The following is a 26,086-nucleotide window of genomic DNA, read 5'->3' as shown; positions in this document are numbered from 1 at the left end:
AGCCCATGTCGCCCGTCTTTCTAGCACCGCTCATCGTTGCCTGTGCGTTGTTCATGGAAAGCGTCGACGCGAACATCATCGTCACCGCCCTCCCCGCGATGGCGAGGGACTTCGGGCACAACCCCGTCACGTTGAACATTGCGATCACGGCCTACGTGGTCGGGCTCGGCGTGTTCATCCCGATTTGCGGCTGGCTGGCCGACCGCTTCAGCGCACGCTCCGTATTCCGCACCGCGATCGGCATCTTCGTCGTCGGCTCGCTGATGTGCGCGGCATCCAATTCCCTCGGCGTGCTCACGTTCGCGCGCTTCATCCAGGGCGTGGGCGGCGCGATGATGGTGCCCGTCGGCCGCATCATCATCTTCCGCGCCGTGCCGCGCTCGGATCTCGTGCGCGCGATGAACTACCTCGCGATTCCCGCGCTGTTCGGGCCCACGGTCGGGCCGCTCGTCGGCGGCTTCATCACGACCTACCTGCACTGGCGGATGATCTTCTTCATCAACGTGCCGATCGGCATCTACGGGATCTACCTCGCGAGCAAGCACATCGCGAACACGCGCGAGCCCGATCCCGGCCCGCTCGACTGGTTCGGATTCCTGCTGTCGGCCAGCGGCGCCGCGCTGCTGCTGATGGGCCTCACGCTGATCGACGGCTCGCTCACGTCACGCTCGAACGCGCTCGTCATGTGCGTGGCCGGCACCGTCCTGCTCGCGCTGTACGTACCGTACGCGCGCCGCAAGGAGCGCCCGGTGCTCGACCTCAGCTTCCTCAAGATCCCGACGTATCACGCGAGCGTCGTCGGCGGGTCGCTGTTCCGTATCGGCCTCGGCGCGGTGCCGTTCCTGCTGCCGCTCGCGCTGCAGGAAGGGCTCGGCATGAGCGCGTTCCATTCGGGGCTCATCACGTGCGCGTCCGCGTTCGGCGGCGCGATGAGCCGCTCGACGGCCACCCACACGCTGCGCCGCTTCGGCTTCCGCACGGTGCTGATCTACAACGCAGCCTTCGCGGGGCTCGCGATCGCCGCGTACGGCGTGTTCCATCCCGGCATGGCGACCTGGGCGATCTGGCTGATCGTGCTTGTCGGCGGCATCTTCCCCGCACTGCAGTTCACGAGCCTGAACTCGATGATCTACGCGGACATCTCGCCGCGCGACGCCGGCCGCGCGACGAGCCTCGGCAGCGTCGTGCAGCAGATGTCGCTCGGCCTCGGCGTGACGGTCGCCGGCCTCGTGCTGCACATTTCGCACTGGCTGCAGGGCCATCAGAAGATGATGTGGTCGGATTTCTGGCCCGCGTTCCTCGTGGTCGGGCTGTGCTCGCTCGCGTCGATTCCGATCACGCGGCGGCTGCCGCCCGGCGCCGGCGACGAAGTCGCGCGCGGCAAGCGGCAATAAGCGGCGGGCACCGCGAAATCATTTTCGCCGCCATCGCGCTGCCGGCAAATTGCATCGCTTTTTATTTTCGAACGCCGGATTTATTCAAAAAACAGAAACGCCGAAAACGCAGGCCGAAAGCGCAATCTGAAAACGGCATCGATCTGAAAACCCGGCTGTCCGGAATTGCCCCGGGTCTCGCATTGTCCGGCGCGACGCCTGCCCTGCCGCGCGCCCGGCGCGCCGCGGCATCGCACACGCGGATAACTTGAAAATCCGGAATAAATGGCCCAATAATGAGCGGGCACATCGGCGCAAACATTATCCCCACGCCGACATTCGGGTAGCCGGCATAACAATCCCATCCGCTGCTTCACGTTTCGATCGCTTCCTCGCCTCGAAGGAGTCTGCATGACTCAAGAGCTGATTTTGCGCGCGCCGGAACCATTCGCCGCCAACTCGCCTGTCGCGCCGGGCGTTGTACCGCATCCGTTACCCACGCATCTCGCCGTCATTCTCGACGGCAACCGGCGCTGGGCAGACCGGCTCGGCGTGCCGGCCGCCGAGGGCTACCGGGCCGGCGGTCGCAACGTGCATGCGCTGCTGTCGTGGTGCGAGGAAGCCGGCATCCCGTTCGTCACGCTGTGGCCGCTGTCCACCGAAAACCTCGGTCGCGACGCAGGTGAATTGCGCGACCTGCTCGCGGTGATCGCCGACGTCTTCGATGAACTCGCCGCCAGCGGCCGCTGGCGCCTGCATGTGATCGGCGACCTGACGAAGCTCCCGCCCGCCACGGCCGAGCGCATCGGCGCCGCGCAACGACGCACGGCCCACACGCGCGGGCTCGACGTGAACATCGCGGTCGCGTACAGCGGCCGCCTCGACGTGCTGCACGCGATCCGCTCGCTGATCGAGGAACACGTCGCGGCCGGCACCGTCGACCAGTTGCTCGCGCAGCTCAGCCCCGAGCTGATCGAGAGCCGGCTCTATACGGCCGGCCAGCCGGAGCCCGATCTCGTGATCCGCACATCGGGCGAGCAGCGCCTGTCGAATTTCATGCTCTGGCAAACCGCTTTCTCGGAGTTCTATTTCACGCCGACGTGCTGGCCGGATTTCGGGCGCGACGATTTCGAACAGGCCATCGCTGCCTACGGCACACGCGCGCGCCGGTTCGGCAAGTAGGCCGCGCCGCCCTTCACGACATCCGTCGTCACCCGCCATTCGCGAGATACATCATGCCCCCCGTCGAAACCGTTGCCGCCGCGCCCGTGCTGACGCTGCCGCACCTGTTCCATCCGTTCGAAACGCCCGTGCATCCCGACGCCGACCGTGCTGAAGCCGACCTGCATGCGTGGATGAACGGCCACGGTCTGCTCGACGATCCGCGCTGGGCCAGCGGCATCCGTCACGGCAAGGTCGGCGAATACTGCGCGCGCGTCTATCCCCATTCGACCTTCGACGGCCTGTGCACGACGACCCGCGCATACGGCTGGATCTTCTCGATCGACGACGGCCTGTGCAGCCTGCACGGCGCCGCGCGCTCCCCTGGCGACCTCGGCGCGCTCTACCTGTGGCTGTACGAGATGATCGCCGATCCGGCCGGCCATGATCCGGTGCCGCTGCGTACCGCGCTGGCAGCACGGCTGCCGCACATGGCCGCATTCCTGCCTGCCTTGCAACGGGCAACACAGGACATCTGCACGCGTATCGCGGCCACGTCCACGCGCGCGCAATACGCACGCTGGACGGCCGGCATGATGACGTTCCTGTTCTCGACGCTGTGGGAAGCCGGCCGGTACGCGACGGACGTCGTGCCGAGTGAAGCCGAATACCTTTCCGGACGCACGTACAACGGATGCGGTGAAGGTGCGTTTGCGCTGATCGACATCGCCGCGGACTACGAAGCGCCTGCCGCGTTCTATGCCGACGAAGCGGTTCAACGCCTGCGCAAGCTGTCCGGCCTGATCCTGTGCCTGTGCAACGACATCTTTTCGTATCCGAAGGAAGCCGGCGAATCGAGCAGCAATCTCGTCTGCGTCCTGATGCACGAAAGAGGGCTCGCACCGCAAGCCGCGCTCGACGAGGCGGCCCGGATCCACAACGGATATCTGGCTGAGTATCTGGATCTGGAAACATGGGTGCGGCCGCGCACCGGCGACCGGACGTCGCTACGCCTGCTTGACGATGCCCGCGCGTACATTCGCGGCAACTACGACTGGCATTTCGGCTCGCCGCGTTACGGCGCGGCTCGGCACTACGACCTGTCGCGCGCGCTGCGGCCGGGGGAAACGAGTGTCGCGATCTGACGGGTCGCAACAGCGGGGAAAACCGGAAAATACAAAAAAATCAGCGGACATCCACACGGGGCCGGTGCACAGCCGCATGGATGTCCGCTCAGGGCTCCGGGTCTCCCGATGGGGGTTGAGAATCCCGGATTCGCTTCCTGCGTGCCATGGACATATGTGCGTCGGAAGCAAAATCGTTGCGCGTATTTATCGTCGCGCCATGAAGTGCACTATAGGGAAACTTGCAAAACGCGTCTGTCAAGCATTGTCAGACGCGGTGCATCGGCACGTCGCACGCGCGCGCCGCTTTCGCGCTAAAGTGGTTCCCGACCATCACTCCCGGCCGCCCTTCCGATGCTTACGCTCTCGACCGCCGCCGCCCGCGCGCTGCATCTCGCCGCGCAAGGCCTGCTGACGCCGCCCCGCCGCAAGGCAACCAAATCCGACGTGCTCGACGCGATCCGCCGGATGGCGCAGTTGCAGATCGATACCATTCACGTCGTTGCGCGCAGCCCGTATCTCGTGCTGTTCAGCCGTCTCGGCGATTTCTCGCCGCAGTGGCTCGACGAACATCTCGCCGAGGCGCGCCTGTTCGAATACTGGTCGCACGAAGCGTGCTTCCTGCCGGTCGAGCAGTTCGGCCTGATGCGCTACAAGATGCTCGATCCGTCGGGAATGGGCTGGAAGTACGCGGCCGAGTGGCATGAGCAGAATCGTCCCGACATCGAGCGGCTGCTCGCGCGGATTCGCGCCGAGGGCCCGGTACGGTCGGCCGATTTCGCTCGCGAGGATGGCGTGAAAGGCAACGGCTGGTGGGATCGCAAGCCCGAGAAGCGGCACCTGGAAGTGCTGTTCACGACGGGCGACCTGATGGTGTCGGAACGCCGCAATTTCCAGCGCGTGTACGACGTGCGCGAGCGCGTGCTGCCCGACTGGGACGATACGCGCGACCTGCCGCCGCGCAGCGCCGTGCTGCCCGCGCTGCTCGACTACACGTGCCGGGCGCTCGGCGTCGTGCGTGCGGACTGGGTGGCCGACTACTATCGGCTGCCGCGCCGCTCCTACCGCGCCGAACTCGAGCAGCTCGCCGGCGCGGGCGACCTGATCCCGGTGGCGATCGACGACTGGAAGGAGCCGGCCTACGTGCATCGCTCGCTCGAAGCGCTGCTGCCGGCCGCGGAGGCCGACACGCTGCGCTCGACGGTCACGACGCTGCTGTCGCCGTTCGATCCGGTGGTATGGGACCGGCGGCGTGCGTCGACCCTGTTCGGTTTCGACTACACGATCGAATGCTATACGCCCGGGCACAAGCGGCGTTACGGCTATTTCTGCCTGCCGGTGCTGCATCGCGGGCGGCTGGTCGGGCGCATCGACGCGAAGGCGCATCGCACGCTCGGCACGTTCGAACTGAAGGCCGTGCATGTCGAGCCGGGCGTGCGGGTCGGCACGGGGCTCGCAGCCGATGTCGCGAAGGCAGTGAAGAAGCTCGCGGCGTGGCACGGCACGCCGGAAGTCACGGTCGGGCATCAGGCCCCGCCGGAACTGGTGAAGGCGCTGGCAGGCGCGTAGACGTCTGCGCGCCCGGCTGGCACGGCGGCGGCGCGCGCCGCCGGCCGTCAATCAGTCGCGCAGCTTGCGGAAACGCGGCGTGCCGTCTTCGAGGTTGCCGTTGAACATCGCTTCCGGCCGGACCCACAGCCCGCGCGCATGCGGCCACAGGTGTTCGTACACGACCACCGATTCCTCGGTTTCGGAATGGCGGGCAACGCCGATGTAGCGATACAGCCCGCCCTTGTAATGGCGATGCGTCGCGAGCTGTTCGGCTTCCTGTTCGGTCATGATGGGCTTCTCTTCGGCAAAAACGGAAAGCGCGTATTGTATGCGCTGCGCCGCGCGTCAGCGTTTCGCGTAGATGTCCGGGCGGCGGATCTCCATCACGCGCTCCGGATTCGCGCACGGCTCGAAGCCGACCGGCCGGTACAGCGCGTGCGCATCGGACGTCACGAGCATGATGCGGCGCAGCCCCTGCACCCACTCCTGCGCGAACACGTGGTCGATCAGCGCGCGGCCGTAGCCGTTGCCGCGTTCGGCCGGCAGCACGAACACGTCGCACAGGTACGCGAACGTCGCGTGATCGGTCACGAGCCGCGCGAACCCGACGAGCCGGTCGCCCACGTAGGCGCCGAAACACAGCGAGCCGTCGATCGCCCGCTCGACCACGTCGCGCGGAATGCCCTGCGACCAGTACGCGTCGCGATGCAGGAAGTCGAAGATCGCGTCGACGTCGAGTTCGCGCTTGTCGGTGGAAAATCTCAGCGTGGCGGGGGTGGCAGCGGGCACGTCGGTCTCCGGTCGGGATGGCGGAAGGCGAGACGCTGACGATACCGCGCGGCGCGGCGGGGTTCAAGCGGCGCCGACCATCCTGACGAAGCGAAGAAGCTGCTCAACTACCTCGCGTCGCCGCAGGCGCAACCGACCATGCAGGCGACGAGCGTCGATTCGGTGACAATATCGCCTGCCCCATAAACCCGCCACGCCGCTTCATGCCCTATCGCCTCATCGCATTCGACTTCGACGGCACGCTCGCCGATTCGCTCGACAGCTTTCTCGCGGCGCTGTCGGAAGCGTCGCGCATGCACGGTTTTCGCGACGCCACGCCCGAGCTGCGCCCGGCGCTGCGCGGCATGTCGGCGCGCGACATCATTCGCGCGCTCGACGTGCCGATGTGGAAAGTGCCGCGCGTGACGATCGACATGCGCCGCCTGATGCAGCCGCGCGTCGCCCAAGTGGCGCTGTTCCCCGGCGTCGCCGAAACGTTCGACGCGCTCGCTGCGCGCGGCATCCGCATCGCGATCGCCACGTCGAATACCGAGGCGATCGTGCGCGACCGGCTCGGCCCGCACGCCAGCAGCCGCGTCGAGCACTTCGCGTGCGGCATTCCGCTGTTCGGCAAGGCGCGCCGCCTGCGCGCACTCGTTCATGAGGCCGGCGTGCGCAGCGACGAAGTGCTGTACGTCGGCGACGAAATCCGTGATGCCGAAGCGGCTCGACGCGCGCGCATTGCATTCCAGGGCGTCGCGTGGGGATACACCGCGCCGGACGCGCTGCAGGCGCATTGCGCGACACCGTTGCTGCCGCGTCTCGACGCATTGCTCGATCGCGTGTGACGCATTCGTGCGCTGCGCGCATCCGGTTCGCCCCGTCGATCGACGCACACGTCATCGCACGACACAACAGCACAACGATGAAAAGCCGATGACACACACGTGCATCCCGCACGCCCCATGCGCGCAAAAATTGCCGCCGCTGCGCACGCGACAGGTACGCAATACCTGTCGCCACGCTGGCTCATCGATTCGTCTTACCAACCGTTACACAAACCACAGCGCGGTTGCACCTGCTACCGGTTCGCTCTCCTAGAATCGGTCGGGCCGGGAAACACTTCGACCGGCGCCGCGGCAGAGCGGCGGTCGAATCCGGCCCGGGCGCGCCCGGTCTCTCGCACAGCGACGGATCACGTGATCCGTTTTTCAACCAGAGCCCCGATCGAAAGGAGGTCCCATGAACCGCTTTCCCCCCATCTCGCGCCTTGCTTTGTCTGCCGCTGGCCTGCTTCTCGTCGCCGTGACGGCGACCGCGCAAACCGCACAACCGGCACCGGCCGCACCGAACGCACCGGCCGCCGCCGCGACGCGCATCCACGAAGCCGACCAGGCCTTCATCACCGACGGCACGAAGACCGTGTCGACGCAGCACGACGCGGCACGCATCGCCGATTCGCGCACGTCGGACAGCCAGGTCAAGGCGTTCGCGCAACGCGTGTCGACCGACGATGAAAAGATCATCCAGGCGATGCGCGCAGCCAGCCCGCGCGGCGTCGACGTGCCGGCCAACGACCCCGACACGGCCGTGCTGAGCAGCATCAAGAACCTGCGCGGCGCCGAGTTCGACAAGGCGTATATCGAGCAGGTCGCCCTCGCCGGCCAGCAGAAGGCCATCTCGGCATTCCAGGCCGAAATCGCGTCGGGCCGCGACACGAAGCTGAAGGAAGTCGCACGCCAGTCGCTGCCGATCCTGCAGAAGCACTACGCCGACGCGCAGAAGCTCGCGGAGCGCCATCACCTCGCATCGGCGCAGTAAGTAACGCGCCGCAGCGCCGCACATCACGCGCGGCGCACTGCTTCCCCTGTCGTCGCGTCGCCGCCCCCCTTCCGGCGGCGCGACGCATGTCAAACGTTACGCTTCACGCGTTACGCGTCACGTAGCGAGCTTCGCCAACAGCCGCGCACGTACTTCCGGCCATTCATCGTCGATGATGCTGAAGCGCACCGAATTGCGCTTGCGGCCATCCGGCATGATCCGTTCGTGCCGCACGATACCTTCCTGCTTCGCGCCGAGCCGCAGGATCGCCGCGCGCGATTTCTCGTTCAGCTCGTCGGTCGTGAACTGCACGCGCACGCATTGCAGCACGTCGAACGCATAGCCCAGCAACAACCATTTCGCTTCGGTATTCGCGCGCGTGCGCTGCGCCGATTCGCTCAGCCACGTGTGGCCAATCTCGAGCTTGCGGTTCTTGCGATCGATCTTCCAGAAACGCGTGCTGCCGATCACGCGGCCCGATGCGCGATCGACGATCGCAAACGGCATCACAGTGCCGGCCGAGCGCCCCTGCAATGCGGTGTCGATATACGCGTCGATCGTCTGGGGGCCCGGCACGACCGTGACCTTCAGGTTCCACAACTGGCCATCCGCGGCAGCGTCCAACAGCGCCTGCCGGTCGGATGAATCGAGCGGCCTCAGTTCGACGCGCTCGCCGGTGAGGATCGGTGGTTCGAGGGAAGCAGAAACGTCGGTCATGAAAGATTCCGATGAAAGGTTCCGGAAAAGAGGCGGCGATGGCGGCGAAACACCGATCATACGGCCGCGTCAGCCGAGGAGCGCGGCCAACCGGCGGCGAATCGCCTTCGCCTCGCTGCGCAGTGCGTCGGCGAACGCATCGACGAGCAGGCTCTTGGGCCGGTGCTCGGGCACGATCACGCTGACGCGGTACGGAAACGATCGCGTGAGCGGCCGCACGTGCAGGTCGCGCCCGACGAAATCGAGCGCGGTCAGCGGATTGACGATCGCGGCACCGAGCCCCTGCCGCACGAACGCGCACACCGACACGGCCGACGGGGTTTCGACGACCGAGCGCGGCGCCACGCCGAGCTGCGCGAACGCCTCGTCGATCAGGATGCGGTATGGATCGTTCAGCGACAGGCTCACGAACGGGCGATCCGCGAGATCCGGCAGATCGATCGCGTCCTGCGCGAGGAGCGGATGGCCGTCGGGCAGCACGCACACTTCATCGAATTCGAGCAGCGGCGTGAGCACCGTGCCGGCCGGCGCGACGTCGCGCTCGGTCAGCCCGAGGTCGTAACGCTGCGCGGTCAGCCACTCTTCGATCACCGGCGATTCCTGCGTCGCCACCGACACGCTGACGCCCGCGTGCTTCTCGCTAAAACGCCGGCACGCACCGGGCAGGATCGCGTGCGAGAACGCCGGCAGCGCGATCACCGACAACTGCCCGTCGCGAAACTCGCGCAGGCGCGCGGCGGTTGCCGCGACGCGTTCAAGCCCCACATACGCGAGCCGCACGTCGTCGAACAGCGTGAGCGCGGCCATCGTCGGCCGCAGCCGGCCGTGCGCGCGCTCGAACAGCGCGAAGCCGACGACCTGCTCCATGCGCGCGAGCTCGCGGCTGATCGTCGGTTGCGACGTATAGAGCATCTCGGCCGCGCGCGTCGTGCTGCCGGTGACCATCAGCGCGCGAAAGACTTCGATGTGGCGGTGCGTGAGCATGATCGTCTATATCAGATATGAATCGAATGTCGATATTCAGGCATTTTACTGTATAGCCGATCAGGTGCATCATTCCCGTTATCCGTTCATTCGACCCGATTCATCCGCCATGTCCCTCGATTCCCGCCAGCTCGCGACGCTCGCGCAGCAATACGGCACCCCGCTGTGGGTGTACGACGCCGACGTCATCCGCGACCGCATCGCCCAACTGCGCCAGTTCGACGTGATCCGCTACGCGCAGAAGGCGAATTCGAACGTCCATATCCTGAAGCTGATGCGCGAGGAAGGCGCGTGCGTCGACGCGGTATCGCTCGGCGAGATCGAGCGCAGCCTCGCGGCCGGGTTCAGCCCCGCCGGCGAGCCGGAAGGCGTCGTGTTCACGGCCGACCTGATCGACCGACCGACGCTCGCGGCCGTGCTGAAGCACGGCGTGACCGTGAACGCCGGTTCGCTCGACATGCTCGCGCGCATCGGCGAGCATGCGCCGGGCCACCGCGTGTGGCTGCGCGTCAACCCCGGTTTCGGCCACGGCCACAGCAACAAGACCAACACCGGCGGCCCGCAGAGCAAGCACGGCATCTGGATCGACGACGTGCCGCGCGCGATCGAGATCGTGCGCCAGTACGGGCTGAAGCTCGTCGGCATTCACATGCACATCGGTTCGGGCGTCGACTACGGCCACCTGTCGCAGGTGTGCGATGCGATGGTCGATCTCGTCACGTCGCTCGGCCATGACATCGACGCGATCTCGGCCGGCGGCGGCCTGTCGATCCCGTATCGCGACGGCGAGCCGCGCGTCGACGTCGGTCATTACTTCAGCCAGTGGGACGCCGCGCGCAAGCGGATCGAGCGTCATCTCGGCCACCCGGTGCGCATCGAAATCGAGCCGGGCCGCTTCCTCGTGGCCGAAGCCGGCACGCTCGTCACCGAAGTGCAGGCCGTCAACCGCCGGCCGAAGCACGACTTCGTGCTGATCGACGCGGGCTTCAACGACCTGATGCGCCCGTCGATGTACGGCAGCTACCACGCGGTGTCGGTGCACGCGCACGATGGCGCGCTGCCCGCCGCACGGCCGCTCGTCGATCTCGCGATCGCGGGGCCGCTGTGCGAATCGGGCGACGTGTTCACGCAGGACGCGGGCGGCGTGGTCACGCACCGCAAGCTGGCGCAGCCGCAAATCGGCGACCTGCTGTTCCTGCACGATGCAGGTGCTTACGGCGCGTCGATGTCATCGAACTACAACAGCCGGCCGCTCGCGCCGGAAGTGCTCGTCGATCGCGGCGCGCCGCGGCTGATCCGCCGCCGGCAGACGATCGACGAATTGCTCGCGCTCGAAACGTTCGAGTAACGCGCGCATCGCGGAACAGAACGGGGTGCGCGGCCTGCGCCTGTATGAAGCGTGGAAAGCGCTCGGCGTGCCGTTCGAGCAGGAGCCGATGACGGCCGTGTTCGGCCTGACGTTCGTCGCGCTCGATCCGGACGGCCACCGCTTGCGCGTGTGCACGCCGGACAATTGAGGCCGCGCGGGCGCGACCTTCGACCGGTCGCGCCCGCGCATCGGTTCAGGCTTGTACGTCAGCCCACGCGCCGCACCGGCGCCATTTTCGAGAAGTATTTCGCGCCCGCCACGCAGCCGACCACGACGACCGTCACCACGACCATCGACGACGGCACTGCCTCGTGCAGGAGCCCGGCCGCCAGCAGCAGGCCGAAGAACGGCTGCAGCAGCTGCAGCTGGCCGACGCCCGCGATCCCGCCGAGCGCGAGCCCGCGATACCAGAACACGAAACCGATCAGCATGCTGAACAGCGACACGTACGCGAGCCCCCACAGCGCGGCAGAATCGACGCCGTCGAACGACGCGGGCCGGGTGAGCCACGTGAGCGGCAGCATCAGCGGCAGCGACAGCACGAGCGCCCACGAGATCACCTGCCAGCCGCCAAGCACGCGCGACAGGCGTGCGCCCTCCGCGTAACCCAGCCCGCATGCGACGATCGCAGCCAGCATCAGCGCATCACCGACCACAGATGCCTGGCCGCCGTTGCGCAGCGCAAACGCGGCCACCGCGCCGCTGCCGATGATCGAGAAGATCCAGAACGGCAGCCGCGGCCGTTCGCCGCCGCGCCACACGCCGAACAGCGCGGTCGCGAGCGGCAGCAACCCGACGAACACGATCGCGTGTGCCGATGTCACGTGCTTCAGCGCAAGCGCCGTCAGCAGCGGAAAACCGATCACGACCCCGAGCGCGACGATGGCCAGCGACACGGCCTCGACACGCGTCGGCCGCCGCTGCTTCAGCACGACGAGCAGCAAGAGGCCGAGCGCGCCGGCGATCGTCGCGCGCGCAAAGGTGAGGAACAACGGGTCGAGCCCCTGCACCGCGATACGCGTCGCGGGCAGCGAGCCGCTGAAGATGATCACGCCCAGCAGGCCGCTGAGCCATCCGTCGGTCGTCTTTTGCACGGGAAATCCTGAACGGGGAAGGTGGATGACCGATGATCCGCCGCCCGCGAAAAGCGCGTAAGCTACAGCCCAATACAATCCCGACAAACTGTACTGGACAACCGGCCGTACAGTTCGATCTTCACGATGAGCCAGGCCGCCCCGCTTCCCGTTCCGCCCACCCCGTCGCGCACGCGCGTGGAAACCGTGATGGATACGTTGCGCGCACGAATCGCGAGCCGCGCGCTGGTGCCCGGCGCGCGCGTGCCGTCGATCCGGATGATGGCGGACGCGCTCGGCGTGTCGAAATCGACCGTCGTCGATGCGTACGAGCGGCTCGCGAGCGAAGGTGTGCTCGTCGCGCGGCGCGGCTCGGGTTTCTACGTGTCGGGGCACGCGCCGCCGCTCGCGCTCGCCGATCTCGGCCCGCAGCTCGATCGCGGGCTCGATCCGCTGTGGCTGTCGCGCCAGTCGCTCGAAGCGGCGCCCACGTCGGTCAAGCCCGGTTGCGGATGGCTGCCGCCGTCGTGGCTGCCGGACGAGAGCCTGCGCCGCGCACTGCGCGCCGCGTCGCGCGACGAAGCCGACGCGCTGACCGACTATGCGACGCCGCTCGGCCTGCCCGCGATGCGCCAGCAGCTCGCCTGGCGGCTCGCGCAGCACGGCGTCCAGGCCGAACCCACGCAGATCATGCTGACCGACGGCGGCTCGCACGCGAAAAAAAAAACACGGTCGTGCTCGACGATCCGTGCTACTTCAACTTCCAGGCGCTGCTGCGCGCGCACCGCGCGCGGATCGTCAGCGTCCCGTACACGCCGAACGGCCCCGATCTCGCGCGCTTCGAGCAGGTGCTCGCCGAGCACCGGCCGCGCCTGTACATCACCAACTCGGCACTGCACAACCCGACCGGCGCGACGCTCTCGGCGCCCATTGCCCACCGGCTGCTGACGCTCGCGGCCGAGCACGGCCTGCTGATCGTCGAAGACGACATCTTCGCGGATTTCGAAAGCACGCCCGCGCCGCGTCTCGCGGCCTTCGACGGGCTGTCGCGGGTCGTGTCGATCGGCAGCTTCTCGAAGACGCTGTCGGCCGCGATCCGCTGCGGCTACGTCGCCGCGCGCCCGGAATGGATCGAGGCGCTCGTCGACCTGAAGCTTGCGACGTCGTTCGGCCATGCGCAGATCGGTGCGAACGTCGTCCACCGGTTGCTCGTCGACGGCACGTACCGGCGCCACGTCGACAGCCTGCGTGTGCGCCTCGCGGACGCGATGGGCGAAACGCTCCGGCGCGTCACGCGCGCCGGGCTGCGGATCTGGACGGAGCCGCGCGGCGGCTCGTTCGTGTGGGCGGAGTTGCCGGACGGGCTCGACGCCGCGCGCGTCGCGCGCCATGCGCTGGACCACGATGTAGTGCTTGCGCCCGGCAACGTGTTCAGCCCGTCGCATGGCGCGACGTCGTACCTGCGCTTCAACGTGTCGCGCTGCAAGGGGCCGGTGGTGTTCGATGCGCTGGCGCGGGCGATGGAGGCGGTGCGGGCGGCGGACACGACCGGGCGCATGCTCGCCCGCGAATCGTGACGGCGGCCGCGCGCTAGCTGCCGGGCGCCACGATCTCCGCGACGAAATCGACGAACGCCCGCACCTTCGCGGGCGGCAAATGGCGCGACGGGTAGTACGCGAACAGCGGGAACGCCTCGCCGCGCCAATCCGTAAGCAGCTCGACGAGCCGCCCCTGTTCGATCAGCCCCGCCACCCCGCTCGCCTTGAAGCGTGCAATGCCGACGCCGGCCAGGCATGCGCCGAGCATCGTGCCGGCGTCGTTGACGAGCAGCCTGCCCGTCGTCTTCACCGGCACGCGCTTCCGGCCGAGCTGATAGACCCATTCGAGCGGCTGGCCGGTCAGCGTGTTGCGCATCTGGATGCACGTATGGCCGACGAGGTCGGCTGGCGCCTCGGGACGCCCGTATCGTTTCACGTACGCGGGTGCGGCGACGGTCACCGCTCGCGTCTCCAGCAGCTTGCGCGCCACCAGCGACGACGAAGGCGGTTCGCCGAACCGCACCGCGACGTCGAATCCTTCTGCAACCAGATCGCCGAGTTGCTCGCGCGCCGCCAGTTCAAGCGACAGATCGGGATGGCGCGCCAGGAACGCGGGGAGATGCGGGGCCAGCACCCGCCGGGAAAAATACGCGTCGACATTCACGCGCAGCCTGCCGCGCACGGCCGCGGCCGAACCGGCGGCCAGCGTAACCGCGTCGCCGATGCCGGCGAGCAGCGGGCCGATGTCCTCGTACAGGCGACGCCCCTCGTCCGTCAGCGTGACCGAGCGCGTCGTGCGGTCGAGCAGCCGCACACCGACCCGCGCCTCCAGCCGGCCCACGGCCCGGCTGACACCCGACGGCGACAGGCCGAGCGCATCGGCCGCACGCGCGAAGCTGCCGCTTTCGACGATCGCGGCGAGCACGCCCACGTTCGCCAGGATCCGCCCGTCGATGCTCATGATTTCACTCATGACAAAAGATCACCAATCAAATGACATGGATTCGATTCCATCAGGAATCACCGATCCCTATCATGCAACCCGATGCATCGCGACGGCAAGCCCGATCGTTCCGGCATCCGTCTTCTCCACTTCTCGATGAGGATTTCGAATCATGTACGCCATTACCGGCATCACCGGACAGGTCGGCGGCGCGCTCGCCCGGGCATTGCTCACCGCGGGCCAGCCCGTACGGGCCGTCGCGCGCGACGCCAATCGCGCCGCGCCGTGGGCCGCGCGCGGCTGCGACGTCGCACTCGCCGACATGACCGACACCGCCGCGCTGACAACGGCCTTCTCGAACACGGCCGGCGTATTCGTGCTGCTGCCGCCCTGCTTCGACCCGTCGCCCGGATTCCCTGAAACGCGCGCGGTCATCGACGCCGTCGGCGCGGCGTTGCGCGCCGCTCGGCCGCGCAAGGTCGTTTGCCTGTCGACGATCGGCGCGCAGGCGACGCAGGTGAACCTGTTGACGCAGTTGACGATGATCGAGCAAGCGTTCGGCGACCTGCCGATGCCCGTCGCGTTCCTGCGCCCCGCATGGTTCCTCGAAAACGCCGCATGGGACGTCCCGACCGCGCGCGACGCCGGCGTGATCCGCAGCTTTCTCCAGCCGCTCGACCGGCCGGTACCGATGGTTGCCACCGAAGACGTTGGCCGCACTGCGGCGGCCCTGCTGCAGGATGAATGGTCCGGTGCGCGCATCGTCGAACTCGAAGGACCGCGGCGTGTCAGCCCGAACGACCTGGCCGCCGCGTTCGCCCGCGTGCTCGGGCGCCCCGTACAAGCCGAGGCCGTCCCCCGCGACACATGGGCCGGCCTGTTCGATGGGCAGCAGATGCGCTACCCCGAACCGCGCATGCGCATGCTCGACGGCTTCAATGAAGGCTGGATCGATTTCGCGTCGGCGCCTGCGGATGTCCTGAAAGGGGACCTCGACGCAGACGCCGTGCTGCGCACGCTCGTCACGCGCGCCGCCTGAGCGGGCACGAGGCGGCGGGATACACCGCCGCCTGCTTCACACCTCCCCCGCGTGCGCCCTCGCCCGCACTTCGGCAAACGACGTATCGACGAGCAGGCGCCCCGTATCGAACACCGTTTCCAGCGCGTCCTCCCAGTCGCCCTCCAGCATCCGGTCGTCCCACGCGGCGGGCAGCGTTGTCGTCCGATACTCACCGGTGCGGAAATGGCGCAGCAACGTGAGCCGCCCCTTCTTCGAGCGCTTGCCGTGATCGGTGACCGGATCCTTGCAGACGTCATGCCATACGTCGCCACGCCGGATCGCCGAGCACTTCATCGCGAAGCGCTGCGTATCGCGGTTCACCTGCTGCAGCAGCCCGCCGCCCATGCCGAACACGACGTTGCCGGCCGCATAGCCTGCGTCGTCGAGCGCGGACAGAATCGCTTCGATCGACAGTTCGTCGACGCCATCGCCCTGGATCACGCGCACGCGATTCAGCACGCGCCGCCCCTTGCCGTTCACGGTCGAGCCGAACGATGCGTCGAGCGCGCGCACGGTCTGCAGCACGATCGCCACCGGGTCGCCCGAATCGGGCCGCACGACCAGGGTCGCGCCCGAATCGAGCACGGCCTGCCGAAGCTCGCCGCCCCACAGATCGAGCGCCGCGAAAAGATCGTAGGAGTCCGACACGACCGACACGATCGCGCCGGGCAGGCCGAAGCGGCGAATCATGTTCCGGTACGCATCGACTTCGTGTTCGCGGCCCCACGATGTAATCGTGCTGTGCTCGGCCGCCGGCACCGAGTACGCGGCCATCGGCTCCCGATAGAAACGGTTCGCGGCCAGCACGCCGAGCACCGTATCCGAACCCATGAAGTTCACGAGATGCGCGGCACCGCCGATCGCGGCCGACTCCGCGCTCGATACACCGCGCGCGCCGAAGTCGTGCAGCTTGAACGGCAGTTGCGCGAGATCGTCGTCGGTCTTTTCGAGGAAGCGGCGGATCGTCTGCCTCAGGTGCCAGCTGCGCGTTGCGACCGTCACCGGATACCACACGCGCAGCAGCATCGTCTCGAGATACGACGCGAGCCAGAACACCTGCGGGTCGTCGCATTCGACCGTCATCAGCACGTTGTGCACCGGCACGACCGAGCCCTCGGGCACCGCGCGGATCTTCACCGGCAGGTAGCCGTCGTAGCGTTCGACGATATAGCGCCACCCTGCTTCGTTGAACGGCTCGCCGTGCACCGTGAAGAAATCGCGCGCTTCGTCGATCATCGCGTGTGTGATCGGCTTGCACAGATATTCCTTCAGCAGCATCTGCAGGCCGAAGAACACCGTGCGGTCGTAGCGGCCGCCGCGCGATTCGACGTACGAGAACATCGCCGATGCGTCGGGCGGATATTGCAGGAAGTGGGAAGCCTTGTACGAGTCCGTGTTGAGGATCGGATTGGCGAGAACCGCGGCAAAGCCGCCGAGATCGTTTTGCATGGCTAGAGCTCCTCTAGGCCGTTGAAGTGCCGCCGCGTCTGTCGCGGCGGACGGAATGCGGGGAATCAGCGGATCACAGCTTCCCCAGGAAGTGATACGCGATGTCGAAGTGATCCTCGAACATCACGCTGCGCATCTGCGCGAATTCGTTGAGCGGCACCCAGCGCGCCTTGTCGGCGTCGTCGCTGCCCTTCACGCGCGGCAGCTCGCCGGTCGGGAAGTTGAACAGGCACGCATGCGTGATCGTGCGGCCGCGCAGCGAGCGCGTCGGGTGATCGAACACCTGGCGATCCTTGATCGAGCCGCGCAGCACGGGCTCCGGCAGCTTCAGGCCGGTCTCCTCGCGCAGCTCGCGGATACAGGCCGCGTCGAGCCGCTCGTCCTGGTTCACGAACCCGCCCGGCAGCGCCCACAGGCCGCGGCCCGGCTCGCTGCGGCGGCGCACGAGCAGGATATGGCCCGAGTGCACGACCACCGCGTCGACCGTCACGAACGTGACGGGATACGGGGCGGCCGCCCACGCCTTGCGATACCCGGCGATGAATTCGGCTTCCGACTTCAGCTGCGCGAATTCCGGCTGCGTGCGGAAACGTTCGAGCCAGCCGAACACGGGTTCCGGCACGGCCCACTGCACGAAGCTGTTGGTGCGTTCGGCGAAATACTGGTCGCGGATCTCGGTGGCGGAAATGTCTTCCGTCGCGTCGACGTCGACGAGCTCCCATTGCGGGAACATCCGCAGGTAATACGACGTTGCGTCCTTCTCGTGGCCGATCAGCCCGACCTTGCGCTGCGCGATGTCGCCGAGCGCGGACGCGACGGCGTCCTGCACCCAGCGCACCCAGTCGCCGTCGTTGTAGGTCGAATCCTGCAACGGCGCGACGGTGACGCGGTCGCGCTCGGACGCGTCGAGCAGCGAGGCCAGCATCTGGCGGCGCTCGTCGAAAGAGAACGGATCCTTGATGGTGCGGGGCTTGTCGGTCGATCCGATCAGCACGCACACACGCTCGGCCCGGCTCAGTGCCGACTTCAGCACGTTCAGGTGACCACGATGCGGAGGCTGGAAACGACCAATGAAAACGAGCGCGTCGAAGCGCCGGTTCTGTTGCGTACTCATGAGGCTCCCTCAAGAGATTGAAACGCTTCGGGTCTTTCCCGAAGGATGGACAAATCCTAGGGGAAATCCCGGGGTGCGTCAATCGGGCTTGTTCGAGCACACGCTCGACTTGACGAAGTCTGACGAAACACGGGTTATTGGCGCGGTACACTCGATTTCATCCCACTCCGCGCGAGGGCGCCCGCCATCATGAGGATCTCAGTCAGCCGCACCGTCGGCGTCGATCGCAGACGCCTCTTCACGTGGTCGCAGGATTACGCGCGGCGGCTCGTGTGGGACAGCTTCCTCTCCGACGCCTACCTGCTCGACGGCATGACGGCCGACGTCGGCGTCGACGCGTTCTGCCGCAGCCAGTCGGGCGCGACGATGGTGTCGCGCTACATCTCGTACCGTCCGCCGCAGGTCGCCGCCATCGAAATGGTCGACGGGCCGAAAGTGCTCGAACGCTTCAGCGGCAGCTGGAACTTCACCGAGCACACGCCCGGCACGACCGAAGTGAAATTCACGTACCACTTCCGCGCCCAGCCGGCCTGGCTGCGCTGGCTGCTCGAACCGCTGATCGGCGCGTTCTACCTCGTGCAGACGCGCCGGCGTCTCGATTCGTTCAAACGCTGGGCCGAAGCCGAAGCACTGCCGCACTGACAGGCGACGCGGGCCGCACGGCCCGGCTCGGCAGCCTGTCGCCAACATCCGCAAGCGTCAAAACACACTGCACGGCCCGATCCGCAACGGCCGCTCCTCCGGCCGCGCCGTTCGAACCGCATCCGCGCTAACGTGTGCCGCCCCCGCGCAACGGGAACGTTTCCGCCCCCGCATCGCGGCGCAACGTGACCTCCGTACCGGTCAGCCATCCTGACGATTGAAGGATCGGGCGCGCGATCGCGTACAGGCGGTCGGCGCTCGCACCATAGAAGTACAGATAACCGTCGTTGCCGTCTCGATGCAATTCGGTCTCGCCCAGCTCGCCGGCGCCTGCCTGCTTCACCGCACGATCCAGCCGTTGCTCCAGCGCGTGAAGGCGCGCCTTGTCCTTCTCGTAGTAATCGAAGTGCACCATCACGACCGGCCCGGGCGGCTTCGGCGACACATCGGCGGCAGCGTTGGCGGCAAGCAATGCCCAGCCGAGCAACGCGACAATTCGGATTCCGTTACGCATATCGGTCAAGGACTTGAATGGCCCGCCGACGTCGGCGCACCGCCGCGCGCAACCTGCCGCCGGACTTGCGCCTGCGTGCCGAGCGCCGCGGCGATCGCATCGACCGCGTCGGCCGCACGCGCCGCGCCGCACATGAACGCGTCGACGGCCGCGAAGCGATGCTCGGGCCACGTGTGGATCGTGATGTGCGATTCGGCGAGCAGCACGACGCCCGTCACACCATGCTCACCGCCGAAATGATGGAAATGCGCGCCGATCACGCGTGCGCCCGCCTGCTGCGCTGCTTCGGTGAGGATCGACTCGAGCCGAGCGGCGTCGCGCAGCAGCACCGCGTCGATGCCGGCCAGGTCGGCCAGCACATGCGAGCCGAACGTCGCGCGCGGTGGCGTGATCCCGTCGCGCGCGGTCATTTGTGCGACCCGTACGACGAGTAGCCGCTGCGGGCCGACGAACTGCCCCAGCCGCTGCCGCCCGACCCGCTGCCGCCGATCGATGCGCAGCTGAACAGCGTGACGACGATCAGGCCGTAGATGCCGTAGAGGATGTACCGGATCACGCGTTGCCCCCGTCCGACGCAAAGCTCTTCCACAGCCACTCAGGCAGCCACAGCACCAGCAGGCCGACCAGCACGTAGAAGGAGCGGCCGCTGAACGAGAACAGCGAGCCCATGTTCAGGATGACGAGCAACGCGCTGAACACGAGCGGCAGCGGCGCGAAACTGTGCGGGCCCTTCCGGCCGAACAGACCCGTCGACGCGGTGGCGCCCGTTGCCGCCGCAGCCGCGGCGGTCGCGAGCGCCGGCGTGCCGAAGCGTTCGGCAAGCGTGCTGCCCGACAGCGGCCGCGCACGCGACCAGACGATCTCCGCGTCGCTGCGCTCGCGCGTCAGCTTGTCCTTCTGCCAGCCGTAGTCGATGATCGACGTGCGATCGCCGACCTGCACGCGCCAGTTGAACGCACCGACCACGTAGACGACCTCCGAGTCATATTCCTCGCGCAGGCGGTAGGTCTTGTCGCCGTCGGTCACGTCGGCATCGCTGCCGATCGTCGGCCATTGGTCGAGCACCTGCACGCGCTCCCAGCGCCCTTCGCTGTGCACGAGCCACAGGAACCCGCGCTTCGGGTTCAGCAGCAGGTACTCGTCCCACGTCTCTTCGTCGCCCGGCACGCGGCAACGCATCATCCCGATCACCGTGTACTTCACGCCGTCGAACGTGCCGATCGCGCCGAGCGCCAGCGCACCCTTCACCGCTTCGAGCTTGCGCTGCGCCGCGAACACGGTCTGCTGCTCGGCCGTGCACTGCACGCCCGCATGGCAACTGCCGCACACCACGTAGTCGGCGACGTTCGGCGCATACGACAGCGGTGCGCCGCAGCTGGGGCACGCGAACGGCACCATCTCCGCACCGCGCTTCTCGCGCGTGTCGTGGTCGGTATCGCGCAACCCGGTGAATGCGAGTGCATCGAATTCGAGCGCTTCGCCCGTATAGACGGCCGGGCTCCCGCCGTTCGAATCGGCGTCGGAATAGTCGTAGGTCGCGAATGCGTTGCCGGTGCGCAGGTCGACGACGCGCGCCTCCCAGCCGGCGTCGACGCGGAACGGCAACTCGCCGTCGCCGCCCGTGCAGCGCGCGATGCGCACGTCCGACACGAGAAACGCGCGGCCGCCATGGTCGATCCGCATGCCCGGTTCCAGCGTGCTGAACGCAGGCCACGCGCCGCCGGACGCATCGTCGGGCTCGCGCACCGTGATCGCATACTGGCCCGACGCATCCGACAGCCAGCCGAACGTGCCGTCGTCGAACACGACGTACCACTCGCTCCACGCGCCGGCGTCGTAGGTCATCTGGATGCGCCCGAGCACCGTGAACGCACGCTTGCCGTAGCGACCGGCCGTGCCGATCTGGATCGGCGACGCATCGTCGAGCACCGTGGCCAGTTCGCCGATGCGTTCGACGTCGGTGCCGTGCTTGAGCAGCGTGCTGCGGCAGAACGCGCAGACGGCCATCACCGCCGCCGCCGAGCGAAACTCGACCGGCGCGCCGCACTGGGGGCACGAGGTACTGAACATGCGCGACGCTTACCGGGTGAGCTTCGCGAGGATCTCGGCCTTCGCGCGCGAATATTCGTCTTCGGTCACGAGGCCCTTGTCGAACAGCGCCTTCAACTGTTCGAGCCGCTGCACGTAATCGGTGCCTTCCGCCGGCGCGGCAGTCGGTGCCGCGGCCACCGGTGCCGCGGCGGGCGCCGGTTGCGCGGTGCCCGCCATCTGACCGGCCATCGCCTGCCCGATCGCCGCACCCGCGGCGAGCCCCGCGCCGATTCCGGCGATGCCGCCCGGGTTCTGCGCGGCGAGCGGAATCGCCTGCGCGGTCTGGTATTGCGTGGCGCGCGCGAGATCGCCGGCCATCCCCGCGCCGATCCGCAGGTCGAGCGCCTTCTGCAATTCGGCCGGCAGCGACACGCTTTCAACCGCGAAGGCGTCGAGCGCAAGGCCGTAGCGCGTGAACACCGGCACCAATGCCTCGGCGACACGCTGCGACAACAGCGACTGGTTCGCGGCCATGTCGACGAACGGTACGTCGGCCGAGCCGAACGTCGTGCTCATCGCGGTGACGACCAGGTTGCGCAGTTGCTGTTCGAGATCGTCGACCGTGTACTGCGCGCGCGTGCCGCTCACTTCCCGATGGAACGCGCCCGCGTCGACGATCCGGTACGAGTAGATGCCGAACGCGCGCACCTGCACGAAGCCAAATTCGCGATCGCGGATCGTCACCGGCTGCGCGGTGCCCCAGCGGCGGCCGAGCTGCAGCCGCGTGCTGAAGAAATAGACGTCCGACTTGAAAGGCGATTGAAAGAATTTGTCCCAGTTCTTCAGGTACGTGAGCACCGGCAGCGTGTTCGTTTCCAGCGTGTACAGCCCCGGCTGGAACACGTCGGCGACCTTGCCTTCGTTCACGAAGATCGCGACCTGCGTTTCGCGCACGGTCAGCTTGCCGCCGTACTGGATTTCCTGGTCTTCCATCGGATAGCGCCAGGCCAGCACGCCGTCGGTGTCTTCCGTCCATTGCAGGACGTCGACGAACTGCTTGCGGATAAACGATCCCAGACTCATGTCGGTCTCCTCGAAACGCGTGGCGCGTCAGGTCAGGCAGGCGGCATTGATGATGCCGACGACGAGCGACGCGGTGCCCATCAGGCCGCCCATTGCGACGTTGCGATCCTCGATCGCATGATTCATGCCGGGCATCAGGCGCGTGAGCGCCGCATAGGTGATCAGTTGCACGATCATCGCGCCGACGGCCCAGATCACGACCTCGCCGAGCGTGGAATTGTGCGCGATGCTGGAGGCGAGCGTCAGGCAGAAGCCGATCAGCGCACCGCCGAACGACAGCGTCGCGGCGGCGTTGCCGTCGCGGATCAGCGCCAGTTCGTCGAACGGGGTGACCTTCAGGTACACTGCCGCGAACACGAGAAGCAGCACGAACGCCGACAGTAAATGAACCGCATAGAGATAGGCACTATTCATTCTTTCCCTCGGATTTCGTGCTCGGTTCGCCGCCCCGTCGCCGGCCGGCCCATGCAGGGCCAGCGGACGGATGGCCGCCCCTCGAAAATCCGCGCCAGTATATCCACATTGCCGAGCGCTGCACAACGGACGCGCCATGCTGCATAGGCGCGCGCTCGTCCTGTCGATTCTCGTGCTCGCGTCGTGCGGGCTCGGCTACGAACTGATCAGCAGCGCGCTGTCCAGCTACCTGCTCGGCGATTCGATCCTGCAGTTCTCGTCGGTGATCGGCTGCTACCTGTTTGCGATGGGGATCGGCTCGTGGCTCGCGAAGTTCGTCGAGGACGACGACGTGCTCGACCGCTTCGTCGACATCGAGCTGCTCGTCGGCCTGCTCGGCGGCGTGTCGGCCGCGCTGCTGTTCGTGGTGTTCGCGTGGCTGGCCGCGCCGTTCCGCGCGGCGCTCTACGCGTTGGTGCTGGCGCTCGGCCTGCTGATCGGGATGGAGATCCCGCTCGTGATGCGCGCGTTCCAGCAGCGGCGCCAGGCGTTTCGCCATACCGTCAGCGAAGTGCTGACCTTCGACTATCTCGGCTCGCTTGCCGTGTCGCTGATCTTCCCGCTGGTACTCGCGCCGCGTCTCGGCCTGCTGCGCACCAGCTTCCTGTTCGGGCTCCTGAATGCATGCGTCGCGCTGTGGACGACGCACCTGTTCCGCGACGAGATCCGCAACGTACGCGGCAAGCTGATGCGCGCGTCGCTCGTGATCGGGCTGCTCGTCGCCGGCTTCGCGCTGTCGGACCGCATCACGCACTGGGCCGAACACGGCGTGTACGGCGACGAGACGATCTATTCGGAAACGACGCCGTACCAGCGCATCGTGCTCACGCAGTGGCACGACGACATGCGGCTGTACCTGAACGGCAACCTGCAGTTCTCGTCGCGCGACGAGCATCGCTATCACGAGGCGCTGATCCACCCGACGATCGAGGCGCTGCCGTGGGCGAAGCGCGTGCTCGTGCTCGGCGGCGGCGACGGCCTCGCGGTGCGCGAGCTGCTGAAGCACCGCAACCTCGAACAGATCACGCTCGTCGATCTCGATCCCGCGATGACGAAGCTGTTCTCCACGTCCGCCCCGCTCGTCAAGCTGAACCAGGGTTCGCTGAAGGACCCGCGCGTGCACGTGATCAACGACGACGCGGTGCGCTGGCTCGAATCGAATGCCGACGTGTACGACGCGATCGTCGTCGACTTCCCCGATCCGACCAACTTCGGGCTCGGCCGGCTGTATTCCGTGCCCGTGTTCCGGCTGCTCGCGCGCCACCTGTCGGAGAACGGCTACGCGGTGATCCAGTCGACGTCGCCGTATTTCGCGCCGCACGCGTACTGGACCATCATCGCGACGCTGCACGAAGCCGGGCTCAACACGTGGCCGTACCACTGCTACGTGCCGTCGTTCGGCGACTGGGGCTTCGTGATCGCCGGCAAGCGCCGCGACTTCACGGTGCCGACGCACTACTCGGTGCCCACGCGCTGGCTCGACGCGCAGACGGCCGCCGAGATGTTCCACTTCCCGGCCGACATGCCGGCGCTGCCGATGTCGCCGAACGAACTCAACGACCAGCCGCTCGTGCGCCGTTTCGACGACGACTGGAAACACGTGCTGCGCTGATGGACCGCCGCACGTTCCTCGTCGCGTCGGCGGCCGCGTCGCTCGCCGCCTGCGGGCGCACCGGCTGGATCGAGACGACGCCGCATGTCGGCTACCCCGGCATGCGCGAAGGCCACGCGCTGCGCGACCATGCGACGCTGCCGCCGCCGTCCGGCACGATCGAGACCGACGTCGCGATCCTCGGCGCGGGTGCCGCCGGGCTGTCGTGCGCGTGGCAGCTCGCACGCGCGGGGCACAAGCGCTTCGCGGTGCTCGCCGGGCCCGAATTCGGCGGCAACGCGGCAGGCGGCCGCTTCGGCGAGCTCGGCTATCCGAAAGGCGCGCACTACCTGCCGCTGCCGTCACTCGAATCCGCGCATCTGCGCGACATGCTCGCCGATCTCGGCGTGATCGAGGCGTCGCCGTTTTCCGCGCGCCCGGTGTACGACGAGCGCGTGGTCGTCCATGCACCCGACGAACGGCTCTTCATCGCCGGGCAGTGGCAGGACGGCATCGTGCCGACGGCCGGCCTCGGCGCCGACGAGCTCGCGCAGCAGGCACGCTTCTTCGCGTACACGGACGGGCTGCGCACCGCGCGCGGCGCCGATGGCCGCAAGGTGTTCTGCATCCCGATCGCGGAATCGTCGCGCGACCCGCGCTGGCGCGCGCTGGACCGGCGCTCGTTCCGCCAGTGGCTGCTCGACGAGGGCTACACCGCGAAGGCGCTGCACTGGTACCTGAATTACTGCTGCCGCGACGACTATGGCGCAGGCTACGAGCATGTTTCGGCATGGGCCGGCCTGCACTATTTCTCGTCGCGCGGCGGCCACGCGGGCGACGCCAGCGACGGCGCGGTGCTGACCTGGCCCGACGGGCTGCATACGATGGTGACGAAGCTCGCCGATTCGATCACCGCACGCACCGGCTCGAATGCGTGGTCGCGCGACGGCTTCGCGGTGCGCGCGACCGAACGCGCGGGCGGTGTAGACGTACTGTGCGCGCGCGTCGGCAACGACGGCGCGCTGTCGACGTTCACGCTGAAGGCACGGCGCGTCGTGTGCGCGATGCCGCTGTTCGTCGCGGCGCGCGTGTTTCCGCAGCTTGCCGCGTACGGCTTCGATCCCGCACGCGACCTGCCGCCGCGCGCGCCGTGGCTCGTGTCCAACTTCCTGCTCGACGGCATGCCGGCCGAGGAAACGGGCGTGCCGCTCGCGTGGGACAACGTCGTCTACGACGGTGCGGGCCTCGGCTATGTCGTGTCGACGCACCAGCTGATCCGCATGTCGCCGCCGACGCGCTCGGTGTTCTCCGCGTACCAGGCATTGAGCGCGCAAGCTCCGGACGACACGCGCCGCTGGCTCGCGCAGGCCAGCCCCGACGCGTTGCGCGAACAGGCGGCGATCGACCTGCAGACCGTCTACGGGCGCAATCTGTGGAAACACGCGACGGCGCTCGAGATCACAGTGCGCGGTCACGCGATGGCAACGCCCGATGTCGGCTTCCTGAGCCGCCCGGGGCTGCTCGCGTTGCGCGATGCCGACGGCCCCGTCGTGTTCGCGCATGCCGATCTGTCCGGGCTGTCGCTGTTCGAGGAAGCATCGTACTGGGGCGTGCTCGCCGCCCGGCGCGTGCTGGCCTGACGGCCGTCATCCGTCATTGCGGCGCCACCGCCACCCGCTATAATCGCCCGACATTCCGACTGCATTGAGCAGGCCGACGGTGCCGCG

26 protein-coding genes and 1 pseudogene are annotated in these 26,086 nt (G+C 67.6%); 13 read left to right on the top strand and 14 right to left on the bottom strand.

Features of this window, described 5'->3' with window-relative positions; genetic code table 11:
• Positions 1-5 precede the first annotated feature (5 nt).
• The 4 genes from FFS49_RS03120 (at position 6) to FFS49_RS03100 (ending at position 5,227) form a co-directional block, all read left to right on the top strand.
• On the top strand, positions 6-1,394 hold the full coding sequence (locus tag FFS49_RS03120; RefSeq protein WP_105818128.1) for an MFS transporter: 1,389 nt from the start codon (positions 6-8) through the stop codon (positions 1,392-1,394).
• Positions 1,395-1,784: 390 nt separating this feature from the next.
• Positions 1,785-2,555 (top strand): polyprenyl diphosphate synthase, encoded by a 771-nt coding sequence (gene uppS / locus FFS49_RS03110; protein WP_071332206.1) that lies wholly within the window; start codon positions 1,785-1,787, stop codon positions 2,553-2,555.
• Between the two features lie 53 nt (positions 2,556-2,608).
• A complete protein-coding gene (locus FFS49_RS03105; RefSeq protein ID WP_105818129.1) occupies positions 2,609-3,679 on the top strand; it encodes a terpene synthase in 1,071 nt (356 codons plus the stop codon).
• A 333-nt stretch (positions 3,680-4,012) separates the two neighbouring features.
• Positions 4,013-5,227, top strand: coding sequence for a crosslink repair DNA glycosylase YcaQ family protein (locus FFS49_RS03100; RefSeq protein ID WP_105818130.1), 1,215 nt, complete (start codon positions 4,013-4,015; stop codon positions 5,225-5,227).
• A 51-nt stretch (positions 5,228-5,278) separates the two neighbouring features.
• Here FFS49_RS03100 and FFS49_RS03095 read toward each other — a convergent pair whose 3' ends face one another.
• The gene (locus FFS49_RS03095; RefSeq protein WP_006480837.1) at positions 5,279-5,497 is read right to left on the bottom strand and encodes a DUF1653 domain-containing protein; all 219 of its coding nucleotides are present in this window, start codon (positions 5,495-5,497) and stop codon (positions 5,279-5,281) included.
• Positions 5,498-5,554: 57 nt separating this feature from the next.
• Positions 5,555-5,998 carry a GNAT family N-acetyltransferase gene (locus FFS49_RS03090; protein ID WP_105818131.1) on the bottom strand — a complete coding sequence of 148 codons (444 nt, stop codon included), beginning with the start codon at positions 5,996-5,998 and terminating at the stop codon, positions 5,555-5,557.
• A 203-nt stretch (positions 5,999-6,201) separates the two neighbouring features.
• On the opposite strand from FFS49_RS03090, the gene FFS49_RS03080 reads away from it, so the two are divergent.
• On the top strand, positions 6,202-6,825 hold the full coding sequence (locus FFS49_RS03080) for an HAD hydrolase-like protein (protein ID WP_039360815.1): 624 nt from the start codon (positions 6,202-6,204) through the stop codon (positions 6,823-6,825).
• A 394-nt stretch (positions 6,826-7,219) separates the two neighbouring features.
• Positions 7,220-7,798: a DUF4142 domain-containing protein gene (locus tag FFS49_RS03075; protein ID WP_039360813.1), complete on the top strand. Its 579-nt coding sequence runs from the start codon at positions 7,220-7,222 to the stop codon at positions 7,796-7,798.
• Between the two features lie 117 nt (positions 7,799-7,915).
• Here the strand turns inward: FFS49_RS03075 and FFS49_RS03070 are convergent, their stop codons facing one another.
• Both FFS49_RS03070 and FFS49_RS03065 read right to left on the bottom strand, forming a co-directional pair.
• Positions 7,916-8,515, bottom strand: a complete 600-nt coding sequence (locus tag FFS49_RS03070; protein ID WP_039360811.1) for a GNAT family protein — start codon at positions 8,513-8,515, stop codon at positions 7,916-7,918.
• A 69-nt stretch (positions 8,516-8,584) separates the two neighbouring features.
• Entirely contained in the window at positions 8,585-9,499 is a 915-nt protein-coding gene (locus FFS49_RS03065) for a LysR family transcriptional regulator (RefSeq protein ID WP_105818132.1), read from the bottom strand.
• A 109-nt stretch (positions 9,500-9,608) separates the two neighbouring features.
• On the opposite strand from FFS49_RS03065, the gene lysA reads away from it, so the two are divergent.
• Together lysA and FFS49_RS03055 are read left to right on the top strand one after the other, a co-directional pair.
• Positions 9,609-10,847, top strand: a complete 1,239-nt coding sequence (gene lysA / locus FFS49_RS03060; RefSeq protein WP_105818133.1) for a diaminopimelate decarboxylase — start codon at positions 9,609-9,611, stop codon at positions 10,845-10,847.
• 25 nt (positions 10,848-10,872) lie between these two features.
• The gene (locus FFS49_RS03055; RefSeq protein WP_223274250.1) at positions 10,873-11,016 is read left to right on the top strand and encodes a hypothetical protein; all 144 of its coding nucleotides are present in this window, start codon (positions 10,873-10,875) and stop codon (positions 11,014-11,016) included.
• A 58-nt stretch (positions 11,017-11,074) separates the two neighbouring features.
• Here the strand turns inward: FFS49_RS03055 and FFS49_RS03050 are convergent, their stop codons facing one another.
• On the bottom strand, positions 11,075-11,962 hold the full coding sequence (locus tag FFS49_RS03050; protein ID WP_105818134.1) for a DMT family transporter: 888 nt from the start codon (positions 11,960-11,962) through the stop codon (positions 11,075-11,077).
• A gap of 126 nt (positions 11,963-12,088) precedes the next feature.
• Between FFS49_RS03050 and FFS49_RS03045 the strand changes: the two are divergent.
• A pseudogene (locus tag FFS49_RS03045) lies at positions 12,089-13,518 on the top strand (PLP-dependent aminotransferase family protein).
• A gap of 13 nt (positions 13,519-13,531) precedes the next feature.
• Here the strand turns inward: FFS49_RS03045 and FFS49_RS03040 are convergent.
• The gene (locus FFS49_RS03040) at positions 13,532-14,440 is read right to left on the bottom strand and encodes a LysR family transcriptional regulator (protein ID WP_105818136.1); all 909 of its coding nucleotides are present in this window, start codon (positions 14,438-14,440) and stop codon (positions 13,532-13,534) included.
• 154 nt (positions 14,441-14,594) lie between these two features.
• On the opposite strand from FFS49_RS03040, the gene FFS49_RS03035 reads away from it, so the two are divergent.
• The gene (locus FFS49_RS03035; protein WP_105818137.1) at positions 14,595-15,461 is read left to right on the top strand and encodes an NmrA family NAD(P)-binding protein; all 867 of its coding nucleotides are present in this window, start codon (positions 14,595-14,597) and stop codon (positions 15,459-15,461) included.
• Between the two features lie 36 nt (positions 15,462-15,497).
• Here FFS49_RS03035 and FFS49_RS03030 read toward each other — a convergent pair whose 3' ends face one another.
• Both FFS49_RS03030 and FFS49_RS03025 read right to left on the bottom strand, forming a co-directional pair.
• A complete protein-coding gene (locus tag FFS49_RS03030) occupies positions 15,498-16,931 on the bottom strand; it encodes a nicotinate phosphoribosyltransferase (protein ID WP_105818138.1) in 1,434 nt (477 codons plus the stop codon).
• 73 nt (positions 16,932-17,004) lie between these two features.
• Complete coding sequence (locus FFS49_RS03025) at positions 17,005-18,045, bottom strand: bifunctional nicotinamide-nucleotide adenylyltransferase/Nudix hydroxylase (protein WP_046548352.1); 1,041 nt, start codon at positions 18,043-18,045, stop codon at positions 17,005-17,007.
• A 189-nt stretch (positions 18,046-18,234) separates the two neighbouring features.
• On the opposite strand from FFS49_RS03025, the gene FFS49_RS03020 reads away from it, so the two are divergent.
• Positions 18,235-18,687, top strand: a complete 453-nt coding sequence (locus FFS49_RS03020) for an SRPBCC family protein (protein WP_039360788.1) — start codon at positions 18,235-18,237, stop codon at positions 18,685-18,687.
• A 127-nt stretch (positions 18,688-18,814) separates the two neighbouring features.
• Here FFS49_RS03020 and FFS49_RS03015 read toward each other — a convergent pair whose 3' ends face one another.
• Genes FFS49_RS03015 through FFS49_RS02995 form a run of 6 tightly spaced genes read right to left on the bottom strand, consistent with a single transcriptional unit; the run spans position 18,815 to position 22,729 of the window.
• Positions 18,815-19,201, bottom strand: coding sequence for a hypothetical protein (locus FFS49_RS03015; protein WP_105818139.1), 387 nt, complete (start codon positions 19,199-19,201; stop codon positions 18,815-18,817).
• Positions 19,202-19,206: 5 nt separating this feature from the next.
• Positions 19,207-19,611 carry an adenosylmethionine decarboxylase gene (gene speD / locus FFS49_RS03010; protein WP_105818140.1) on the bottom strand — a complete coding sequence of 135 codons (405 nt, stop codon included), beginning with the start codon at positions 19,609-19,611 and terminating at the stop codon, positions 19,207-19,209.
• Positions 19,608-19,757, bottom strand: a complete 150-nt coding sequence (locus FFS49_RS41850) for a hypothetical protein (RefSeq protein ID WP_155291822.1) — start codon at positions 19,755-19,757, stop codon at positions 19,608-19,610. The genes speD and FFS49_RS41850 overlap by 4 nt, the downstream gene beginning before the upstream one ends.
• Entirely contained in the window at positions 19,754-21,271 is a 1,518-nt protein-coding gene (locus tag FFS49_RS03005) for a DUF4178 domain-containing protein (RefSeq protein WP_105818141.1), read from the bottom strand. Before FFS49_RS03005 ends, FFS49_RS41850 begins: the two co-directional genes overlap by 4 nt.
• A 9-nt stretch (positions 21,272-21,280) precedes the next feature.
• Positions 21,281-22,315 (bottom strand): SPFH domain-containing protein, encoded by a 1,035-nt coding sequence (locus tag FFS49_RS03000; RefSeq protein ID WP_105818142.1) that lies wholly within the window; start codon positions 22,313-22,315, stop codon positions 21,281-21,283.
• A gap of 27 nt (positions 22,316-22,342) precedes the next feature.
• The gene (locus tag FFS49_RS02995; RefSeq protein WP_059239663.1) at positions 22,343-22,729 is read right to left on the bottom strand and encodes a DUF350 domain-containing protein; all 387 of its coding nucleotides are present in this window, start codon (positions 22,727-22,729) and stop codon (positions 22,343-22,345) included.
• 136 nt (positions 22,730-22,865) lie between these two features.
• Here FFS49_RS02995 and FFS49_RS02990 point away from each other — a divergent pair, with 136 nt between their 5' ends.
• Both FFS49_RS02990 and FFS49_RS02985 read left to right on the top strand, forming a co-directional pair.
• Entirely contained in the window at positions 22,866-24,380 is a 1,515-nt protein-coding gene (locus FFS49_RS02990) for a polyamine aminopropyltransferase (RefSeq protein WP_039360775.1), read from the top strand.
• Positions 24,380-25,999, top strand: a complete 1,620-nt coding sequence (locus tag FFS49_RS02985) for an FAD-dependent oxidoreductase (RefSeq protein WP_105818143.1) — start codon at positions 24,380-24,382, stop codon at positions 25,997-25,999. The genes FFS49_RS02990 and FFS49_RS02985 overlap by 1 nt, the downstream gene beginning before the upstream one ends.
• Positions 26,000-26,086 lie beyond the last annotated feature (87 nt).

This window comes from Burkholderia sp. 4NA327C6 (assembly GCF_005502655.1).
Lineage (GTDB): Bacteria > Pseudomonadota > Gammaproteobacteria > Burkholderiales > Burkholderiaceae > Burkholderia > Burkholderia contaminans.
Note: the sequence above shows the minus strand (reverse complement) of the source record. Positions and strands in the feature narration are given on the sequence as shown.

Coding starts and splice junctions, on each gene's coding strand:
- FFS49_RS03120 (WP_105818128.1), top strand. CDS start 6: ATGTCGCCCGTCTTTCTAGCACCGCTCATCGTTGCCTGTGCGTTGTTC.
- uppS (WP_071332206.1), top strand. CDS start 1,785: ATGACTCAAGAGCTGATTTTGCGCGCGCCGGAACCATTCGCCGCCAAC.
- FFS49_RS03105 (WP_105818129.1), top strand. CDS start 2,609: ATGCCCCCCGTCGAAACCGTTGCCGCCGCGCCCGTGCTGACGCTGCCG.
- FFS49_RS03100 (WP_105818130.1), top strand. CDS start 4,013: ATGCTTACGCTCTCGACCGCCGCCGCCCGCGCGCTGCATCTCGCCGCG.
- FFS49_RS03095 (WP_006480837.1), bottom strand. CDS start 5,497: ATGACCGAACAGGAAGCCGAACAGCTCGCGACGCATCGCCATTACAAG.
- FFS49_RS03080 (WP_039360815.1), top strand. CDS start 6,202: ATGCCCTATCGCCTCATCGCATTCGACTTCGACGGCACGCTCGCCGAT.
- FFS49_RS03075 (WP_039360813.1), top strand. CDS start 7,220: ATGAACCGCTTTCCCCCCATCTCGCGCCTTGCTTTGTCTGCCGCTGGC.
- FFS49_RS03070 (WP_039360811.1), bottom strand. CDS start 8,515: ATGACCGACGTTTCTGCTTCCCTCGAACCACCGATCCTCACCGGCGAG.
- FFS49_RS03065 (WP_105818132.1), bottom strand. CDS start 9,499: ATGCTCACGCACCGCCACATCGAAGTCTTTCGCGCGCTGATGGTCACC.
- lysA (WP_105818133.1), top strand. CDS start 9,609: ATGTCCCTCGATTCCCGCCAGCTCGCGACGCTCGCGCAGCAATACGGC.
- FFS49_RS03040 (WP_105818136.1), bottom strand. CDS start 14,440: ATGAGCATCGACGGGCGGATCCTGGCGAACGTGGGCGTGCTCGCCGCG.
- FFS49_RS03035 (WP_105818137.1), top strand. CDS start 14,595: ATGTACGCCATTACCGGCATCACCGGACAGGTCGGCGGCGCGCTCGCC.
- FFS49_RS03030 (WP_105818138.1), bottom strand. CDS start 16,931: ATGCAAAACGATCTCGGCGGCTTTGCCGCGGTTCTCGCCAATCCGATC.
- FFS49_RS03025 (WP_046548352.1), bottom strand. CDS start 18,045: ATGAGTACGCAACAGAACCGGCGCTTCGACGCGCTCGTTTTCATTGGT.
- FFS49_RS03020 (WP_039360788.1), top strand. CDS start 18,235: ATGAGGATCTCAGTCAGCCGCACCGTCGGCGTCGATCGCAGACGCCTC.
- FFS49_RS03015 (WP_105818139.1), bottom strand. CDS start 19,201: ATGCGTAACGGAATCCGAATTGTCGCGTTGCTCGGCTGGGCATTGCTT.
- speD (WP_105818140.1), bottom strand. CDS start 19,611: ATGACCGCGCGCGACGGGATCACGCCACCGCGCGCGACGTTCGGCTCG.
- FFS49_RS03005 (WP_105818141.1), bottom strand. CDS start 21,271: ATGTTCAGTACCTCGTGCCCCCAGTGCGGCGCGCCGGTCGAGTTTCGC.
- FFS49_RS03000 (WP_105818142.1), bottom strand. CDS start 22,315: ATGAGTCTGGGATCGTTTATCCGCAAGCAGTTCGTCGACGTCCTGCAA.
- FFS49_RS02995 (WP_059239663.1), bottom strand. CDS start 22,729: ATGAATAGTGCCTATCTCTATGCGGTTCATTTACTGTCGGCGTTCGTG.
- FFS49_RS02990 (WP_039360775.1), top strand. CDS start 22,866: ATGCTGCATAGGCGCGCGCTCGTCCTGTCGATTCTCGTGCTCGCGTCG.
- FFS49_RS02985 (WP_105818143.1), top strand. CDS start 24,380: ATGGACCGCCGCACGTTCCTCGTCGCGTCGGCGGCCGCGTCGCTCGCC.